Annotated in this window: 14 protein-coding genes and 1 pseudogene; 8 read left to right on the forward strand and 7 right to left on the reverse strand. The window is 76.5% G+C overall.

The features are described 5' to 3' along the window. Positions 1-57 precede the first annotated feature (57 nt). From ABZ457_RS25105 to ABZ457_RS25135, 7 genes are all read right to left on the reverse strand, one after another. Entirely contained in the window at positions 58-942 is an 885-nt protein-coding gene (locus ABZ457_RS25105) for a helix-turn-helix transcriptional regulator (protein WP_359161274.1), read from the reverse strand. A 177-nt stretch (positions 943-1,119) separates the two neighbouring features. Beyond that, the gene (locus tag ABZ457_RS25110) at positions 1,120-1,998 is read right to left on the reverse strand and encodes a class I SAM-dependent methyltransferase (protein WP_359161277.1); all 879 of its coding nucleotides are present in this window, start codon (positions 1,996-1,998) and stop codon (positions 1,120-1,122) included. Further along, the gene (locus ABZ457_RS25115; protein WP_359161280.1) at positions 1,995-3,596 is read right to left on the reverse strand and encodes a 4-hydroxyphenylacetate 3-hydroxylase N-terminal domain-containing protein; all 1,602 of its coding nucleotides are present in this window, start codon (positions 3,594-3,596) and stop codon (positions 1,995-1,997) included. The genes ABZ457_RS25110 and ABZ457_RS25115 overlap by 4 nt, the downstream gene beginning before the upstream one ends. Next, a complete protein-coding gene (locus ABZ457_RS25120; protein WP_359161283.1) occupies positions 3,593-4,414 on the reverse strand; it encodes a flavin reductase family protein in 822 nt (273 codons plus the stop codon). Before ABZ457_RS25120 ends, ABZ457_RS25115 begins: the two co-directional genes overlap by 4 nt. Continuing rightward, entirely contained in the window at positions 4,411-6,276 is a 1,866-nt protein-coding gene (gene asnB / locus ABZ457_RS25125) for an asparagine synthase (glutamine-hydrolyzing) (RefSeq protein ID WP_359161286.1), read from the reverse strand. The genes ABZ457_RS25120 and asnB overlap by 4 nt, the downstream gene beginning before the upstream one ends. Next, positions 6,277-7,146 carry a hypothetical protein gene (locus tag ABZ457_RS25130; RefSeq protein ID WP_359161289.1) on the reverse strand — a complete coding sequence of 290 codons (870 nt, stop codon included), beginning with the start codon at positions 7,144-7,146 and terminating at the stop codon, positions 6,277-6,279. Positions 7,147-7,995: 849 nt separating this feature from the next. Continuing rightward, a complete protein-coding gene (locus ABZ457_RS25135; RefSeq protein ID WP_359161292.1) occupies positions 7,996-8,868 on the reverse strand; it encodes a response regulator transcription factor in 873 nt (290 codons plus the stop codon). Between the two features lie 803 nt (positions 8,869-9,671). Here ABZ457_RS25135 and ABZ457_RS25140 point away from each other — a divergent pair. The 8 genes and pseudogenes from ABZ457_RS25140 to ABZ457_RS25175 all read left to right on the forward strand — a co-directional run. Further along, positions 9,672-10,622 (forward strand): ABC transporter permease, encoded by a 951-nt coding sequence (locus ABZ457_RS25140; protein WP_359161295.1) that lies wholly within the window; start codon positions 9,672-9,674, stop codon positions 10,620-10,622. Further along, on the forward strand, positions 10,619-11,548 hold the full coding sequence (locus ABZ457_RS25145; protein ID WP_359161298.1) for an ABC transporter permease: 930 nt from the start codon (positions 10,619-10,621) through the stop codon (positions 11,546-11,548). Before ABZ457_RS25140 ends, ABZ457_RS25145 begins: the two co-directional genes overlap by 4 nt. After that, complete coding sequence (locus ABZ457_RS25150) at positions 11,545-12,369, forward strand: ABC transporter ATP-binding protein (RefSeq protein ID WP_359161301.1); 825 nt, start codon at positions 11,545-11,547, stop codon at positions 12,367-12,369. The genes ABZ457_RS25145 and ABZ457_RS25150 overlap by 4 nt, the downstream gene beginning before the upstream one ends. Before the next feature lie 161 nt (positions 12,370-12,530). Further along, positions 12,531-13,409 carry an ABC transporter ATP-binding protein gene (locus ABZ457_RS25155; RefSeq protein WP_359161303.1) on the forward strand — a complete coding sequence of 293 codons (879 nt, stop codon included), beginning with the start codon at positions 12,531-12,533 and terminating at the stop codon, positions 13,407-13,409. Beyond that, positions 13,406-15,067 (forward strand): ABC transporter substrate-binding protein, encoded by a 1,662-nt coding sequence (locus ABZ457_RS25160; RefSeq protein ID WP_359161305.1) that lies wholly within the window; start codon positions 13,406-13,408, stop codon positions 15,065-15,067. Before ABZ457_RS25155 ends, ABZ457_RS25160 begins: the two co-directional genes overlap by 4 nt. Further along, the gene (locus tag ABZ457_RS25165; RefSeq protein ID WP_359161307.1) at positions 15,064-16,095 is read left to right on the forward strand and encodes an LLM class F420-dependent oxidoreductase; all 1,032 of its coding nucleotides are present in this window, start codon (positions 15,064-15,066) and stop codon (positions 16,093-16,095) included. The genes ABZ457_RS25160 and ABZ457_RS25165 overlap by 4 nt, the downstream gene beginning before the upstream one ends. A 12-nt stretch (positions 16,096-16,107) precedes the next feature. Next, on the forward strand, positions 16,108-17,241 hold the full coding sequence (locus ABZ457_RS25170; protein ID WP_359161310.1) for an LLM class flavin-dependent oxidoreductase: 1,134 nt from the start codon (positions 16,108-16,110) through the stop codon (positions 17,239-17,241). A 13-nt stretch (positions 17,242-17,254) separates the two neighbouring features. Continuing rightward, positions 17,255-17,458: pseudogene (locus ABZ457_RS25175) on the forward strand (MFS transporter); the annotation flags it as partial. Positions 17,459-17,771 lie beyond the last annotated feature (313 nt).

The following is a 17,771-nucleotide window of genomic DNA, read 5'->3' on the forward strand; positions in this document are numbered from 1 at the left end:
ACAGGAGGGCGGCAGGCGGGCTCCCGGCCCGTCCGCCGCCCTCTCGTCCGTCCGCGCTCAGCCGGCCCGGCGGTCCGCCGCCGCCCCGCCCACCGCACGCAGCGGCCGCTCGCACAGCGCCGCCATCCGCGTCCGGTCCGGCTCGCTGAGCGGTGTGAACAGCAGCACCAGGGCCGAGGGGTCGTCCACCGGATGGAACGAGGAGAGGGACAGCGCCATCGGCGCCGACCCGGGCGGCTGGACCCTCACCGTACGGGCCGTCAGCTCCGCCACCGAGTGGCAGCCCCACCAGTGGCGCAGCTCCGGGGCGTCCTCCTCCAGCCGCAGATACACCTCGCCGGTCCGGGGGTGGGCGAGCGCGGGCCCCGCCTGGGCCCGGAAGTGCTGGAAGATGTTCATCGCCAGCGGCTCCCAGTCGTGCAGCACGGTCCGCAGCCGCGGGTCGGCGACCATCAGCCACATCAGATTCCGCCGGTCGGCGGGCACCGACTCCGGGCTGCCCCACAGCGCGCTCCACGGCGCGTTCCAGGCGAGCAGGTCGAAGTAGCGGTCCAGCAGCACCGCCGGGCTCGCCGGCCAGGAGTCGAGGACCGGGCGGACGGCCTCCGCCAGACCGCCCGACTCCCCGCCGGACGCCACCGGTTCGTGGTACCCGGCCAGCCGCATCGCGTGCCGCAGCCCCGCCGCGTCCAGCCTCAGCGCCCGGGCGACCGCCGTCAGCACCTGCCGGGACGCGGTGACCCTGCCCTGCTCCAGCCAGGTGTACCAGGCGAGCCCGACACCGGAGAGGGAGGCCACCTCCTCCCGGCGCAGCCCGGGGGTGCGCCGCCGGGGAGTCGCGGTGAGACCCACATCGGCGGGCTTGAGCAACTCGCGGTGGGCGCGCAGGAAGGCGCCCAGTTCCTGACTGGGGCCGGGGGCGGGGGCGGAGGGGCTGGCCATGCTGGTGTCTCCTCGGGCCTCTCGGCCTGGATCGGTCGAACGGCGGCGGGCGGAACGGGAGGAGCCCTCCCGTCCTGCCCGCTCACCCTATGCGGTGCTCCGGTCACCGGGCGAGACCTCCTCGCGGGCGTCGAGGGGTGGTTCGGCCCGGTTTCCCGGCTCGGCTTCCCGGGGCGTTCAGGCCCCCGGCTGGGCGGAGTCGCCCGGCTCGGCGGTGCGCGGGGACAGCCGCCACAGGCGCACCGGCATACTGCTCACCCGCCCCCGTTCGCGCTGCCGCGCCCACCCGGCCCGGCCGACGGCACGGAAGAACTCCGCCCGCACGGTGGGCTCCAGGACGGTCGCGTAGTAGTCGCCGAAGGTCGCCGCGTGGAAGTGCTCGTACTGCGCCGCGTCCCGTACGGAGACCTCGGCCCGGCGCTCCCAGGAGTCCTCCACCGTGAAGAACCGGCCCAGCAGATCGCCGAGTTCACCGGCCGGACGGGTGCGGGTGGCGATCGGCAGGACGCCGTGCGCCGCGAACAGGCCCGGTACCGCGGCCCGTTCGACGCCGAGCTCCGTCAGCGCCTCGCGCACGATGTCGTCCTCGCCGCCGAGCCCGTGGTCGTCGCGGGCGGGGTGGTACGAGGTGAGCAGGAAGCTGCCGCCGGGCGCCAGCCGGTCCCGGACCCAGCCGAGGACGCGTTCCTCCACCGGGTACAGCCAGTGCAGCACCGAGGTCATCGTCACCGCATCGGCCGTCAGCGGCAGCGCCGGGGGCGCGGTCAGATCGGCCCGGTGGAGCACCGCACGGTCCCCGAAGGGGCGCAGGCGCGCGGCGGCCTCGGCGATCCGGTGCTCGGAGCGCTCCAGCCCGGCCGCGAGCCGCAGGGCGGGGTACCGGGTGAGGGCCGCCTCCAGCAACTGGCCTATGCCGCTGCCCAGATCGATCAGCGTCCCGGCCTCGGCGGGCACCCGGTCCAGGACCCAGTCGCGGTCGTGCACCTGGCGCAGCCGGCTGGCGTCGTCGTATCCGCCCAGGACCCGGGCCTGGTCTTCGGTCTCGGACAGGGTCACGGGCGGGCCTCCTGAGGAGCGGGTGCGGGTGCGGATGCCGGGACGGTGGTGGACGCGGACGCGGGCGCGGATGCCGGGACGGCGGCGGACGCGGGCGCGGCGATGAACTCCTCCAGCCGCCGCCGTACCTCGCCCTGGTCGTACCGCTTGAACAGATTGATCCGGTTGCGCGCCAGGTCCCCCCGGTGCACGAGTTCGTAGAGGTGCTGGCGCTGCCCGAAGCCGTCGCCGGTCAGCTCCCAGGCCAGGCGCAGCAGGCGGGACTTGCGGTCCGCGTCGATGCCCCGGCCGCGCATGTACCGGTCCAGGAAGGGCCGCAGCCGGGGGTGGGCCAGGTCGTTCTCGGTGGGCTGCATCAGCAGCCCGGAGGCCCCGATCCGGCGCAGCACGTCCACCGCGTCGTCCGCCACCTCCGCCGACCACACCCGGCTCGCGGCCGTGTCGCCCGGGGCCAGCAGGCCGCCGTCGGTGCGGGCGGCCCGGGCCTCGGCCGCGTCCAGGAACAGCTCGGTCAGCTCCGCGTAGGAGGCGAGCCGGCCCAGGTCCTCCTGGATGTTGCGGAAGCCGTCGACGCCGATGCTCTCCGCCACCAGGGTCGCCGTCCCCAGCAGGGTGCGCAGCCGCTCCCGGTAGCGGACGTGGCCGATGTACGCGGACCAGGCGTTGATGCGGCCCAGTCCGGTGCGCGCCAGGTCCGCGTCCCGCAGCAGGAACACCCGGTCCCACGGCACCAGGACATCGTCGAAGAAGAGCATCGCGTCCTGCTCGTCGTACCGCGCCCCCAGCGGATGGGCGTGGCCCCACGGCTCGGCGCCCAGCGGCTCCCGGCAGAGCGTCACCAGGCCCGGGGTGTTCAGCGGCAGCGCGAACCAGACCACGAACCGCTCCCCGCGGCGCTGCGCGAAGGACGCCGACAGATACACCAGCACCTCGTGCGCGAGCGGCGCGAGGGTGGTGAGCTGCTTGGCACCGCGCACCACGATGCCCCGGTCGTTCTCCTCCAGCACCCGCAGCGCCAGGTCCGGATCGTCCACCGGGTCGGCGGAGCGGTCGATCTGCGGATCGCCGAGCGCGTGCGAGAGGACGAGGTCGTTGGCCGCGCAGTGCCGGTACCACGCCTCGGCGTTGGCGCCGAAGCCCGGGTGGGACGCCTCCAGCCGGTGGCGGAAGTCATAGACGCCGACGGCGATCGAGGCCATGAAGGCGGGGGAGCGGCCGTGCTGCCCCAGGGAGGCCGCGTGCCAGAACTCGGCGCTGCGGCGCTGGAGGCGCAGCTCCTCCAGGGTGCGCGGCGGCTGGTAGGCGCGGGCGGTCCGCTGCCCGGTGCCGGGGTCCTTCCAGGTGAGGAGTTCGTGGTGCTCCGGGTCGTGCTGGAGGTCCAGCAGTGCGGCGAGGGCGTCGACGGCGGGCCGGAACGCCGGGTGGCGGGCCGGGTCCTCGATCCGCTTCCCGTCGAGGTACAGCTCGCGTCCGTCGTCGAGTTCGGCACGGTACCGGTCGCCGCTGAGCAGCCCCCGGCCGCCGCCGGATGCGGATGCGGAGCCGGTGCCGGCGCCCGTGCGGGCCCCGGCGTCGGCTGCGGTGTCGGGCAGGGTCATGTACGGGCTCCCGTGGGTGACATGGGCGGTGCGACGGGCGGGTGGGCCAGCGCGTGGTACGCGCCGTGGTGGTAGAGCAGGGGTTCGCCGGGGACGGCGTCGGCGGCCGCGACCCGGCCGACCAGCAGCGCGTGGTCCCCACCGGGCAGCACGGTGTGCAGCCGGCAGTCGAACCAGGCGAGGCAGTCCTCCAGCACCGGCGCCCCGGTGACCTCGGTGGCCATGGGCGCGACGGAGAACAGGCCGAGCGCCCGTCCCGCGCCGGGGGAGGCGAAGTGCCGTGCCAGCGGCTGCTGATGACCGGCGAGGACGGAGACGGCGAACCGGCCGCTCGCGCGGACCGCGGCCGTCAGCGGGCTGCGGGCGTCCACGGCCACACTGACCAGCAGGGGGTCCAGGGACAGGGTGCAGAGCGAGGAGACGGTCTTCGCGAAGACCTCCTCGCCGTGGCGGGCGGTGAGCAGGGCGACCCCGGTCGTCCAGCGCCGCGCGGCGGCGCGGTACGCCTCGGCGGCCGCGGAACGTGGGGGCGGCGCCTGCGCCGCGGCTGTGTGGGCGGGCGGGGTGGCGGCTTCACCGGTCCCACCAGTCCCACCGGTCCTGGTGGTCCCGGTGGTCCCGGCGGCTCCGTAGCCCGTGCCGGCCCCGGCGTCGGCGGTGCCGGAGTTCGCGGGACGCGGGGCGGGGGCCTGGGCCCCGGCCGTGCGGTCGGTCCGCGCGGGGGCCCCGGTGGTCCCGGTCCCGGTGGTTCCGGTCCCGGTGGTCCCGGGGCGCGGGGTGGTGCCCGGGGACGCGCCCGGCGGGCGGCGGGCGTTCACCGCAGCCCCACGCGGTAGGCGCGCAGCCACTCGTCCACCTGCACCAGATGGTCCAGGCCGCCCACCGGATTGGGCGCGGTCCTCGGGCTCGGCAGGGTCCGGCCCTCCGCGAGGGCCCGGCGCACGGTCTGGCGGTCCACCAGGTCGAACACCGGGGCCGCCGGATCGGCGACCAGCTCATGGGCGCGTTCGGTGAGCACCCGGGTGTACCGCACGGCGGGGGTGGACGGGTAGCCGCTCTTGGGCCGGTCGGCGACCTGCGGCGGCAGCAGATCGCGCACGGCGTCCCGCAGCAGCCCCTTCGACCGGCCGCCCGGGGACTTGAGCGCCCACGGCACGTTCCACGCGTACTCCACCAGCCGGTGGTCGCAGAACGGCACGCGGACCTCCAGCCCGACCGACATGCTCACCCGGTCGACGCGCTCCAGCAGGGGCGGCAGCCAGCGGGTGAGGGCCAGATGGAACAGCTCGCGCACCCGGCGGTCGCCGTCCGGCTCACCGGGCAGCAGGGGCGTCCCCGCCAGCGAGGCCCGGTACTGGTCGGCCGTGTACTCCTCGGGCCGGACCTCCGCCCGCACCTCGGGACGGAGCAGTTCGGCGGGCGTGGCCCGGCCGTGCAGCCAGGGGAAGGTGCCCGAGGCGAGGGCGGCCGGGTCGTGGAAGTACGGGTAGCCGCCGAACACCTCGTCCGCCGCCTCCCCGGACAGGGCGACCGTCGACCGGCGGCGCACCTCGCGGAAGAGCAGATGCAGCGAGGCGTCCATCTCGCCCCAGCCGGGCCGGTCCCGGGCCCGCAGCACGGCCTGCCGGGCCTCCAGCAGATCGTCGTCGGGGACGAGGACGGAGGTGTGCAGGGTCCCGATGTGCTCGGCCGCGGCCGCCACGAACGGGGCGTCCGCGCCGGTCCGCCAGGCGTCCGGCGCCCGGTCGGCGCTGCCGGGGAAGTCCACCGAGAAGCTGCTCACCTTCCCCTGCCCCGCCCGGCTGCGGCCGAGGGCGGCGAGCGCGGTGATGGCGCTGGAGTCCACCCCGCCGGAGAGCAGGGTGCACAGCGGGACGTCGCTCATCAGCTGGCGGTCCACGGCGTCGGCGAGCAGGGCGCGCACGGTGCGCCGGGTGGTCGCGGCGTCGTCGGTGTGCGGCCGGGAGACGAGCTGCCAGTAGCGCGACTCGCGGGTCACCGAGCGGCGCACCCGCACCAGGTGCCCGGGCCGGACCTCGCGCAGCCCGCGGAACAGGCCGTGCCCGGCGGTGGGGGCGGCGGGCAGCGCGAACAGTTCGGCGATCCCCTCGGTGTCCAGCTCGGCGCTGAAGAGGGGATTGGCGAGCACGGCCTTCGGTTCGGAACCGAAGAGGACACCGGTGCCGTGGGCGTGCCAGAACAGCGGCTTGACGCCCAGGTGGTCGCGGACCAGCAGCAGTTCCCCGGCGCGTTCGTCCCACAGGGCGTACGCGAAGATGCCGTTGAAGCGGCGGGGCGCCTCCGCGCCCCACTGGAGGTGGGCGCGGAGCACGACCTCGGTGTCCGAGCGGGTGCGGAACGCGTGCCCCAGGGACTCCAGTTCACGGCGCAGATCGGTGTGGTTGTACAGCTCGCCGTTGTACGCGAGGACCGCGCCGGGGGTGTGCGGGGCGGCGCCCGGTGCGTGCGGGGCGGCTGCCGGCCCGGCGGCGAGGGGCTGGACCCCGCCGTCCAGGTCGATCACGGCCAGACGCCGGTGGCCGAGGGCCGCGCGCGGGGAGAGCCAGGTCCCGGCCGCGTCGGGGCCCCGGCACGCCAGGGTCGCGGTCATGGCGTGCACGGTGTCGGCGTGCGCGCGCAGGTCCCGCTCCCAGTCGAGCCATCCGGTGACTCCGCACATCTACTGCTCCCGGGGGGTGTGGGTGTCGGCGGGCGGGGGAGTGGGTCCGGGCTCGGCCGCGGGGGCGGTGGCCGCCGCCTCCCAGCGGCAGCCGTGCCCGGTCGGCCCGTTGCGCAGGCGGTGCGACGGCTCGAAGCCCTTGGCGCGGATGTTCGCGGACAGGGCCTCGGTGCAGTACGTGCACGGCGAGGCGAGGGTGAGCCGGACGCCGGAGCGGCGGGCCTTCTCGCGGTAGTCCCAGATGGCGCAATGCGTGATGGTCAGCGCGGCGCGGGCGGACGGAGTAGCGGGTGCCGGGTCCGTCGCCTCGTCGAACTCGTAGTCCGATCCGTACAGTTCGGCCTGGCGCGCGATCCGGTGCACGGGGTCGGCGGCGCCCCGGCCGTGGTCGGGTTCCACATCGCGGTGGACCTCGGCGTTGGCACGGGCCCACTGGACGAGGGACTCCTCGCCGTAGCGCGCCACGAGAAAGCGTTCCATCAGCGCCTGTCCCCGGAAGAACACCCGCTGCCAGTCGGTGGCGGTGCCGGCCGCCGGGTCGGGGAGATCGGCGAAGATCTCCGACTGGAGGGCGAACCACTCGGTGAGGGGGACGTCGTCGTCCTGCGCGGCCAGCAGCCGGGTCAGCCCGGCCTCGGCCTCGTGCAGCCGCTGCCGCCACAGGGCGGAGCGCTCGGTCTCGGGCATGGCGCGGTAGGTGTTGCGGAGGGGGTCGGCGGGGCCGGTGTGCCGGCCGGGGGCGCGCGGATCGCCCAGTAGGGCGGTGAGGGGCCGTCCGGGCTCCCCGGTGCCCGCGCCGTCGTCCGGAACGGACGCCGGGGTGTCGCGGGGACCGCCGCGCGCGATGCCTCCTTCGGGCGCATCGCTCATGGTGGATCTCCTTCGCCAGGCTGCCGGTCGGGCGGACCGGTCGGTTCCTCGTCCCCGGAAACGCTACGAACCCCGGTGACCGCCCCAGAAGCCCCGAAAGGCGGCACCCCTGGCGACGATCGGCGCGGGGGGGTGTACTCCGAAGGTCGCCGTGGGGGTGGGGGGTTGGGGGTGCGCGGGCGTCGTCGACCGGGCGCGCCCGCCGCGACCGGGTCGCCCTGCGGGCATGCCCGCAGGGGTTTCCGGACTCCGCCGGGGCGGGGGCGGGCGTGACGCCCGGCGGAGGGGTCGCTCTGCGGGCACATGCCAGGCGCTCGCGCGAGCGAGCCCGGGCGGGCGCTGGGGCGGGGTTGCTCTGCTGGCCGCGCCCGCCGCGGCGGTGGCTGCGACGCAGAGTCGCTGTGCGGGCGCGCCCGCTGGGGTGGTCCGGGCCCGCTGCGGCGGCGGGGGCGCCGGTGGCCGGAGGCGCGTGCCGAGGCGGGGGCGCTCTGTGGCGCATGCCCGCAGGGGGTTCCGGACTCCGCCGGGGCGGGGGCGGGCGTGACGCCCGGCGGAGGGGTCGCTCTGCGGGAGGGGGGCACGTCGCCAGGCGCTCGGGTGGGTGCTGCGGCCGCCGCCAGGCAGGCCCGGACGGCAGCGCACAGCGAACCGCCCCGCCGACTCGGCGGGGCGGCCGGAAGCTCCCCCGGGCCCGGTCCGCGCCGCGCCGGGTCCGGCCCCGGCGTCCGGGCGGGCGCTTCCCTGCGGGTGGCGCACGCCAGAACCGGGCCTGGGCCGGGGGCGGACCGGGCACGGCCCGGACCGGGTGCGGGACGCGGAGGCAGGCGCGCCCCGCAGGGGCGTGAAGGTTCAGACCGCCAGGCCGTGGCGGTGGGCGTACAGCGCGGCCCGCAACCGGTCCGACTGGCCGATCTTGCGCATCGCGTGGGTCAGGTGCTTCTTCACCGTCGCCTCCGCGAGCGCCAGCTCGCGCCCAATCTCCGCGTTGCTCAGCCCGCACGCGAGCTGCGCGAGCACCTGGCGTTCGCGGTCGGTCAGGCCGCAGTGCTGCGGCAGCGGCTCCTCCGCCTGCCCGGCGAGGCCCGCCGACTGCGCGGCCCGGGGCGGGGGCGGGGCGGGCAGGAAGACGGAGCCGCCCGCCGAGGCCAGCGCCACCGCTCGGATGATCCGCTCCTCGGGCAGGTCCAGCGGGAAGCAGCCGCTCGCACCGGCGAGCAGCATCCGGCTCGCCTCGGCGGTGCTCTCCGCCCGCCGCAGCAGCAGAATCCGGCTGTCCGGCACCACGTCGGCCGCCCGCAGCCGGGCGACCAGCGCCAGGTCCTCGGCGAGCGAGCCGCCCCGGCCCAGCAGGACCACGTCCGGCCGTACCCGGCGCAGCGCCTCCGGCAGCCGGTGCGGCTGGCCGGTGCTGCCGACCACCGTCGTCCCCGGGTCGGCGGCCAGGACGCTGCGCAGTCCGGCGCTGGCGACCGGGTGCCGCTCGGCGAGGAAGACCCGGGTGACGGGCGCCGCCGCCGGGTGCGGCTCGTGCCCGGCGCAGGCCGGGTGCCCGCAGTCGCACCCGGTGGCCACCGACATCAGCCGGCGCCGGGCCCGGCCCGGCGCGCGGTCCTCCGCCTCCGGCAGCAGCTGGTGTCCGGCGATCAGGTCGAGCGGGTTGTCTATCTCCGCGTGCAGCGCGTGCGGGTCGCGCCACCCCTGTGCGGTGGTCAGGGCCGTCACCGGGAACCTCCCGGCAGAGCACGGAGGCGGTCGATCGGTCTGCGGCGGTACGGCTTCACGTGAGGTCCCCTCGGCGGTGGCGTGTCCGGGGTGCGGTCCCGGTGGCGGGCGCGGGCCCGCGGCAACCGGCCGGTCCGCCCCGCGCGGTGGGCGCGGGACGAGCGGGCGGGGGTGCGGATCGGGCCACGGCAGGGCGAAGGCGCGCGGAAAGACGTGGGAAGGACGCGGAAGGCGCGCGGAAAGACGCGGAAGGACCGGAGAGCGCGTCCGGTCAGCGCCCGGCGGACGGGCGACAGGACTCGTCGAAACACCGTCGGTGCCACGAGCCGCCGATACCGACCAGCGTGAAGTCGGTTCGCCGAATGACCATAAAGAGAGCGTAGGTCGGGGCCCGGGCCGGGTCAACAATGGCCGGATCACGCGCACATGAGGGAATCGTGTCTTCCGTACGACGGATCCCATGACCCCGGGTATCAGCATCAACACCTGGCTGGCTGCGGGCCGTCGGCCTCCCGCACGCTTCGTCACGGCGGCGACCAAAGCGGACCCGGAAGCGAACCCGGAAGCGACCCGAAGACGGACGCGGACACCGACGCGGACACCGACGCGGCCCCCCGCCCGGCCGCCCCCCGCGCCGCCCACCCGCCGCGACGCCCCCCGGCCGGAAACCGCCCCACCGCCGCCCACCCGCCGCGACGCCCCCCGGCCGGAAACCGCCCCGCCCCACCCTGGAGGACCCGCATGACCGCCCACCCCCGCCGCCCCGCCGGGCGGCCCGGCGCACCGCGCCGGGAGGCCGGCGGATGAGGCGGTACCTCGCACGACGGCTGCTGTTCGCCGTGCCCACCCTGCTCGGCGTCACCGTCGTGGTCTTCGCCGCCGTCGCCCTCGTCCCCGGGGACCCGGTCACCGCGCTCCTCGGACCCGGCGCGCCCGCCGAGGCCCGCGCCGCCCTGGAGCAGCGGCTCGGCCTCGGTGAACCCCTCGCGGTGCGGTACGCGCACTGGCTCGGCCACGCCCTCCGGGGCGACCTCGGCATGTCCGTCTCCGCCCAACGCCCCGTCGGCGACCTGCTGCTGCCCGCCGCCGGGCAGACCCTCGTCCTCGCGGGCGCCGCCTTCCTCCTCGTCCTCACCGGCGGGACCCTGCTGGGCGCGCTCGGCGCGGCCCGGCCGGACGGACCGGTGGGCCGGCTGTCCCGCGCGCTCGGCACCCTAGCCGTCTCCGCGCCGCAGTACTCGGTCGCCCTGCTGCTGATCGCCGTCTTCGCGGTCGGGCTGCGCTGGTTCCCGGCGGGCGGCACCCAGGACGTGTTCGCCGGGGGCGGGACCGGCGACCGGCTGCACCACCTGGTGCTGCCCGCCGTCGCCGCCGCGCTGGTGCCCCTCGGGCTGACCGCCCGGGTCTTCGGCACCGCCCTCGGGGACGTCCTGCGCTCCGACCTCGCCGACGGGCTGCGCGCCCGCGGCCTGGGCCGCACGGCCGTGCTCCGCCACTGCGTGCACAACGCGTCCCCGGCGCTGCTGACCATCGGCGGGCTCCAACTCGCCTATCTGCTGGAGGGGGTGGTGTTCGTGGAGACCCTGTTCGCCTGGCCCGGCCTCGGCCGGCTGCTCTACGACGCGCTCACCGCACGCGACCTGGTGCTCGTCCAGGCGGGCGTCCTCCTCGTCGCCGTCGCCTTCGTCGGCGTGAACATCGTGGTGGACACGGCCCACGCCCTCGTCGACCCCCGGCTGCGGGGTGCGCTGTGACCGCCCCGAGCCCCGCGCCGCCGCTCGCCCCCGAGGCGCACCCGGCGTCCCGCCCCGCCGCACAGGCACCGGCCCCGCCGACCCCGCGCCGACGCGTGCTGCGCCGCCCCGGACTCCTGATCCCCGCGCTGGGCGCCGCCGCGCTGCTGGTCCTGGCCGTCGCCGGACCGCTGCTCGCGCCGTACGACCCGGAGGCGGGCAGTCTGCGGGACCGCCTCCTCCCGCCCGGCAGCCCCGGGCACCTCCTCGGCACCGACACCCAGGGCCGCGACCTGCTCAGCCGCCTGCTCGCCGCCGCGGGCCCCTCCCTGCTCGGCGGCCTGCTGCCGGTCGCCGTCGCGACCGCCGCGGGCGCGGTCCTCGGCATCGTCGCCGGGCTCGGCGGCCGGGCCACCGAACACGCCCTCCTCCGCACGCTCGACGTCCTCTACGCCTTCCCGGGCGTCCTGCTCGCCCTCACCATCGCCACCGTGATGCGGCCCGGCCTGGCGGCGACCGTCGTCTCCCTGTCCGTCGTCCTCACCCCCGCCGTGACCCGGGTGGCCTTCACCGAGGTACGCCGGGTGCGCACGGCCGAGTGGCTGGAGGCGGCACGGGTCACGGGCGCCGGGCGGGCGGCGGTGACGCTGCGTCAGGTGGTGCCCGTCGTCGCCCCCGTCCTGCTGGTCTACGCGTCCTCCCTGGTCGGCCTCGCCGTCGTGTACGCGGCGGGGCTGTCCTTCCTCGGGCTGGGCGTACCGCCGCCGGCCGCCGAATGGGGCGCGATGCTCGACGAGTTGAGGCCCAGCCTGCTCACCAGCCCCGAGGTCGCGGCCCTCCCCGCGATCACCGTCCTGCTGGTCTCCGTCGTCTTCAACATCCTCGGCGAGGCGCTGCGCCGCCACACCGGCCCCGGCCGCAACCTCCGGACGGAGGCCGGACGATGACCACCTCCCACGCCCGCGCCGTCCGCGCCGAACGGCTCGACGTGCGGGACCTCACCGTCGTCCACCACGGCCCCGACGGCCCGGTCCGTGCCGTGGACGGGGTCTCCCTGAGCGTCGCCCCCGGCACCGCGCTCTGCCTGCTGGGGGAGTCGGGCAGCGGCAAGTCGACCCTCGCCCGGACCCTGATCGGGCTGCCCGGCCGCGCCGCCGAGGTGCGCGGCAGCGTACGCCTCTCCTGCACCGAACTCGGCGGCCTCGGCGAGCGCGCGCTCGCCGGCATCCGGGGCCGGCGCGTCGGCTACGTCCCCCAGGACCCGGACGCGGCGCTCGACCCGTTGCGCCGTGTCGGCGCACAGCTCACCGAGGTGCTGCTGCGCCACCGGGTCACCGACGGCCGCCGCGCAGCCCGGGCCGCCGTACCCGGGCTGCTCGACGCGGCCGGGGTGGCCGACCCCGTGCGCGTCGCCCGCAGCCACCCGCACGAGCTGTCCGGCGGACTGCGCCAGCGGGCCGCCGTCGCCCTGGCCCTCGCCTGCGGCCCGGGGCTGCTGATCGCCGACGAACCGACCACCGCCCTGGACGCGTTGGTGCGCGCCCGCGTCCTGGACCTGTTCGCCCACCTCGTCGAGGAGCGCGGTATCGCGCTCCTGCTGGTCACCCATGACATGGGCGTGGCCCGGCGGATCGGGCACCGGGCGGCCGTGATGCGGGCCGGCCGGATCGTGGAGAGCGGCCCCGTGGACGTACTGCTGCGCGCGCCCGAACACCCGTACGCGGCCGCGCTGGTGGCCGCCGCGCTGCCCGGGGGAGGCCGCGGATGACCCCCGACCTGCCCGGCCGGGCCCCCCGCCCCCGGCCGACCGAGAACACCGGGCCCGTCCCGGTCGCCGGGCACCACCCGGGCCCGGGCCCGGGTGCGGGGCCCCACCTCGTCCCGGGGGCGGCCACCGGCACTGGCCAGGGACCCGCCCCGGTCCCGCCCGTGACCGGCAACGACCCCGCCCCGGGCCCGCCCGCCGCCCCCGCCCCGGACCTGCTCCGGCTCGACCACGTCACCAAGCGCTACCGCGCCTCCGCAGGACCGCCCGCCGTCGACGGGGTCTCCCTGCGCGTGGCGCCCGGCGAGACGGTCGCCCTGGTCGGCGAGTCCGGCTCGGGCAAGTCGACCCTGGCGCGGCTCGCCCTCGGGCTGCTCGCCCCCGACCGGGGGACCGTCCGCTTCGCCGGGCACGACCCGTACCGGCTGCGCGGCCGGACCGGACGCGGCGTCCGCGCCCGCCTCCAGTTCGTGCCGCAGCAGCCGCGTGGTTCGCTCAACCCCGCCCTGCGCGCCGGGGACGCCGTGGCCTTCGCGCTGCGCGTACACGGGGTGCCCCGGCGGGAACGCCCGGACCGGGTGGCCGAGTTGTTCCGGCAGGCCGGTCTCGACCCCGTACTGGCCCGCCGCTATCCGCGCGAGCTGTCCGGCGGGCAGGTCCAGCGCGTCGCCGTCGCCCGGGCCCTGGCCACCGCCCCCGAGCTGGTGGTCTGCGACGAGCCCACCTCCGCCCTGGACACCACCGTGCAGGCCCAGGTCCTCGACCTGCTGACCGGGCTCCAGGAACGCCTCGGCCTGGCCTATCTGTTCATCTCCCACGACCTCGCCGTGGTCCGGCACCTCGCCCACCGGGTCCTGGTGCTGCGCGGCGGGCGGGTGGTGGAGGAGGGCGCCACCGCCGCCGTCTGGGACACGCCCGGCCACCCGTACACCCGCGCCCTGCTCGCCGCCGACGGGCACACACCCCCGCCCGCCGCCGGACCCGGCCTCGCCCCCGAACCTCACCCGCCCGTCCCGACCCCGACGACCCCGAGGAAGCCATGACGCACCACCCGCATCCCCGACCACAGGCCACGGCCACTACCGCCACCACGACCCGCCACCGCACCTCCCTCCGCGTCGCCGGACTCGCCGCCGCCCTGCTGCTCGCCGTCACCGCCTGCGGCACCGGCTCCGCCGCCGGCGGCAAGGACGCCGACGGGCGCGGCACCGGCGGCGGCACCCTCGCCATCGGCGCCACCGGCAAGATCCCCAACCCCGACACCGTCATCGGCGGCGCCGGGTTCGAGGGCAAGCGCCTGGTCGGCTTCCAGCTGTACGAGGGCCTCACCCGCTACGACCTGTCCCGGGCCGACGGCCCGCCCGAGATCACCGGCGCCCTCGCCACCTCCTGGGAGGTCGCCGACGACCGCCGGACCTGGACCTTCACCCTCCGCAAGGGCGTCACCTTCCACGACGGCACCGCCTTCGACGCCGACGCCGTCCTCTTCAACCTGGACCGCTACCTCAACAAGAAGAGCCCGCACTGGACCGAGGCCCTCGGTGCCGCCGCCGGCGAGTACGCGGGCGGCATCACCCGGTACACCAAGCTCGCCGAGGACCGCGTCCGGCTGGTCACCGCGAAGCCGAACGGGCACTTCCCGCAGGACCTCGCCCATGTCCTGATCGCCAGCCCGGCCGCCGTGCGCAAGACCGGGTCCGCGAAGTTCTCCGAACAGCCCGTCGGCACCGGCCCGTTCCGCTTCGTCCGCCAGAAGCCCGGCGAGGAGATCGAACTCGCCCGCTTCGACGCCTACTGGCGCGGCGCGCCCAAGGTGGACCGCCTCGTCGTCAAGGCGCTCCCCGACGCCGCCGCCCGCACCGCGGCCCTGCGCTCCGGCGCGGTCAACTGGATCGAGTACCCCAACCCCGACGACATCCCCTCGCTCAGGGCCGACAAGGCGCAGATCCTCACCAACAGCTACGACCACCTCTGGTACTGGATCCTCGACACCACCGCCGGGCCCTGGCGCGACCCGCGCGTCCGCCGGGCCGCCAACCACGCGATCGACCGCGAGGCGATCGCGGAGGAACTGCTGCACGGCACCGCCGAACCGGCCCGCCAGGCGGCCCCCCGCGGCACCTTCGCCCACGACCCGGCGGGCGACGTCTACGACCACGACCCGGCCAAGGCCCGCCGGCTCCTCGCCGAGGCGGGGCACGCCAAGGGCTTCACCACCTCCGTCACCGTGCCCACCGGCGGCTCCGGCAACCTGATCCCCGTCCCGATCGCCGAGGCGGTCCAGCGCGATCTGGCCGCCGTGGGCATCAGGGCCGAGATCCGCACCACCGACTGGTCCACCCTGATCGGCGCGGAGGCCAAGGGGGAGGTCGCCCTCGGCTCCGAGGCCATCGCCCAGTCCACGACCCTCTTCCAGTCCGAGGCGCTGCTGCCGCTGTTCATCGGCACCGGCAGCCCGTTCTGGACCGGCCACTACGGCAACCCGAAGGTCGACGAACTCCTCGCCTCCGCCGCCGCCTCCCCCGACCGGGCGGCCCGCGAGGCCGACTACCGGGAGGCGCTGAAGCTGGTCACCGCCGACGCGCCCTGGCTCTTCGTCGTCAACGACCGCAACCCGCGGGCGCTGTCACCGGCCGTCCGGGGGTTCGTCCAGCCGCAGTCCTGGTTCATCGACCTCACGACCGTCCGGGTGTCCTCATGACCGTCTCCCATCCGCCCCTCTCCCACCCGCCCGCCGTGCCCCTGCCGCCCAAGTGGGGCATCACCCTCCCGCTGCCCGGCCTCACCATCGACCGGCACCGCTTCCTCGTCGAGCGGCTGCCCGACCTCGGCTACACCGATGTGTGGAGCGCGGAGGGCGGCGGCACCGACGCCTTCACCCCGCTCGCCACCGTCGCCGCCTGGTCGCCGTCGCTGCGCATCGCCACCGGGATCGTGCCCGTGCACACCCGCGGCCCCGCCGTGCTCGCCCAGACCGCCGCGACCCTGGCCCAACTCGCCCCCGGGCGGCTGCTGCTGGGCATCGGCGCCTCGGTGCCGGCCCATGTCACCGACATCAACGGCATCCCGTTCGACGAGCCCTTCAAACGCACCCGGGACGTGCTGCGCTTCCTCACCCGGGCGCTGCGCGGCGAGCACATCGCCGGGGACTTCGACACCTTCTCCATCACCGGCTACCGCCTGCCGCACCCGCCCGCCGAACCCGTGAAGGTCATCCTCGGCGCCCTGCGGCCCGGGATGCTGCGCCTCGGCTTCCGCGAGGGCGACGGGGCGATCACCAACCTCCTCTTCCCCGAGGACGTGCCGAAGGTGCTGGACGCGGTCGGCCCGCAGCCGCCGGGGAAGGAGCTGGTCGTCAAGGTCTTCGTCTGCCCCACCGACGACACCGACTACGCCCACCGGGCCACCCGCCCCTTCCTCGCCTGGATCCTCAACCGGGAGCCCTACCGGAAGTTCCACGAGTGGCTGGGCCACGGCGAGCTGCTGCGCGAGTCCCATGAACGCTGGGCCGAGGGCGACGTGGACGGGGCGCAGAAGGCGCTGCCCGACGAGGTGGTGGACGGCCTCTTCATCAGCGGCTCTCCCGAGGAGTGCCGGGAGAGGATCCTGCGCTACCACCGCCCCGGGGTCACCACCATCCAGCTCTATGTCTCCCTGCCGCCCGAGGTCTTCGTCAGCCGGGCCAAGGTCCTCGACACCCTGACCCGGCTCGGCCCGGCCGCCCGCTGAGGAGGCGCCCGTATGGAGCTCGACATACGCGGTGGGGTCCGCGCCGCCCCCGTCGCCGGGGACACCCCCGAGGAACGGCAGGTCCTCCGCTTCGCCCCGGACCCCCGGGAGCGGGACGCCGACCCGGAGCACATCGCGCGCACCGCCCGCGAGCACGAGGAGGACGGTCTCGACAGCGCCCTCGTCGTGCAGTCCAGCTCCTGGCCGGACCCCTGGCTGGTGGCCGCCTGGGCGCTGGCGGCCACCAGCCGGCTGCGCACCGCGGTCGCCCACCGGGCCGGGACGACGGCGCCCACCGCCGCCGCCCGGACCCTGGCCACCCTGGACCGGCTCTCCGGCGGGCGCGCCTCGGCCCATCTGGTCGTCGGCTCCAGCGACGCGGACGTGGCGCGCGACGGGGACCTCCTGCCCAAGGCGGACCGGTACCGGCGGGCGGGGGAGTACCTGGAGCTGTTCCGGCGCAGTCTGACGGAACATCAGGACTTCGACCACGAGGGCGAGTTCTACACCGTGCGCGGCGCCCGCGCGGGCCTGTTCCCCCGGCCCCGCGCCGAGCTGCTGTCCTTCGGCGGCTCCTCCCCGCAGGGCGTCGCCCTGGCCGCCCGTCACGCCGATGTGTACGCGGTCCCGAGCCTGCCCCTGACGGCGACCCGCCGCCTCATCGCCGAGGTCCGCGCGCAGGCGGCGGCCCACGGCCGGAGCCCCCGGATCTGGCGCCATGTCACCGTCGTCACGGCGCCCACCGACGAGGAGGCCGAGGCCCGGGTCCGGCGCATCCGGCGGGACGCGGTGCGCCTGGCCGCCACCGGTGCGGGCGCGGCCCGCCGGCTGGACGCGGTCCAGCTCGACCGGGACCGTGAACGCGGCCGGGCCGAGGCGGCGCCCGCCACCGACGCCGAGGGCGCGGCCCGCCGGCTCTCGGCGTACGTCGCCCGGTCCCTGGCCGGCGCGTACGTCGGCTCCCCGGCGACCGTCGCGGGGCGGATCGGCTGGCTGCGGGCGGCGGGGGTGGGCGTCGTCCAGCTCGACATGGCCGTGGAGACCGAGCAGGACCGGGAACTGCGCCGCGCGCTGGTCGCCGCCCTGCGCTCCTCGTACATCCCGCCGGTGCCCCGCCGTACCGCGCACGTCCGGCAGGGGTGGTGAAGGGGCCCCCGGTTTCCCGGACCGGCCCGGGACGGCGACCGGCATCGCTATCACGGGCTTCGGCGGCGATGTGCTGATCGCCTCCCCCTGGTCGGCGCGGATGCCGGAGACCTACGGCACCGGGCCCGGCGGGATCGCCGCCGCCTTACTCACCCACGGCCAGGTGTACGCCGTGTTCATGCCCCTGGGCGTCCTGCTGGTCCGGGTGCCCCCGCCGGCCGGGGCACGCGTCCCGGAGCAGCCCGGGCCGCGCGTCCCCGCCCGGGCGAACGGCCCGGACCGGCCGGGGACCGGGGAGGTGTCCGCCGCCGGGGCCTGATCGTCCTGTCCTGGTGCTGGGTCGGCCTGCCCCTGGCCTACGGCCTGTACGAACTGGTCCGCAAGGCGGCGCAGTTGTGCACGGGCTGAACGCGCGCCGCCCGGCCGCTCGCCCGCCTCAGAAAGTGTTGGGTAATTGATCAACTGCTGCTTGTAGTCGACGGTGGTGATCTTCGCGGTCTGAGAGTTCGCGAAGATCACCGTCATGTGTG

Source organism: Streptomyces sp. NPDC005805 (assembly GCF_040630445.1).
In the GTDB taxonomy this organism is placed as follows: domain Bacteria; phylum Actinomycetota; class Actinomycetes; order Streptomycetales; family Streptomycetaceae; genus Streptomyces.

Bases quoted from the DNA above. Each gene is read 5' to 3' on its own strand.
- ABZ457_RS25105 (WP_359161274.1), bottom strand. From the start codon at position 942: ATGGCCAGCCCCTCCGCCCCCGCCCCCGGCCCCAGTCAGGAACTGGGC.
- ABZ457_RS25115 (WP_359161280.1), bottom strand. From the start codon at position 3,596: ATGACCCTGCCCGACACCGCAGCCGACGCCGGGGCCCGCACGGGCGCC.
- ABZ457_RS25150 (WP_359161301.1), top strand. From the start codon at position 11,545: ATGACCACCTCCCACGCCCGCGCCGTCCGCGCCGAACGGCTCGACGTG.
- ABZ457_RS25130 (WP_359161289.1), bottom strand. From the start codon at position 7,146: ATGAGCGATGCGCCCGAAGGAGGCATCGCGCGCGGCGGTCCCCGCGAC.
- ABZ457_RS25140 (WP_359161295.1), top strand. From the start codon at position 9,672: ATGAGGCGGTACCTCGCACGACGGCTGCTGTTCGCCGTGCCCACCCTG.
- ABZ457_RS25160 (WP_359161305.1), top strand. From the start codon at position 13,406: ATGACGCACCACCCGCATCCCCGACCACAGGCCACGGCCACTACCGCC.
- ABZ457_RS25170 (WP_359161310.1), top strand. From the start codon at position 16,108: ATGGAGCTCGACATACGCGGTGGGGTCCGCGCCGCCCCCGTCGCCGGG.
- ABZ457_RS25165 (WP_359161307.1), top strand. From the start codon at position 15,064: ATGACCGTCTCCCATCCGCCCCTCTCCCACCCGCCCGCCGTGCCCCTG.
- asnB (WP_359161286.1), bottom strand. From the start codon at position 6,276: ATGTGCGGAGTCACCGGATGGCTCGACTGGGAGCGGGACCTGCGCGCG.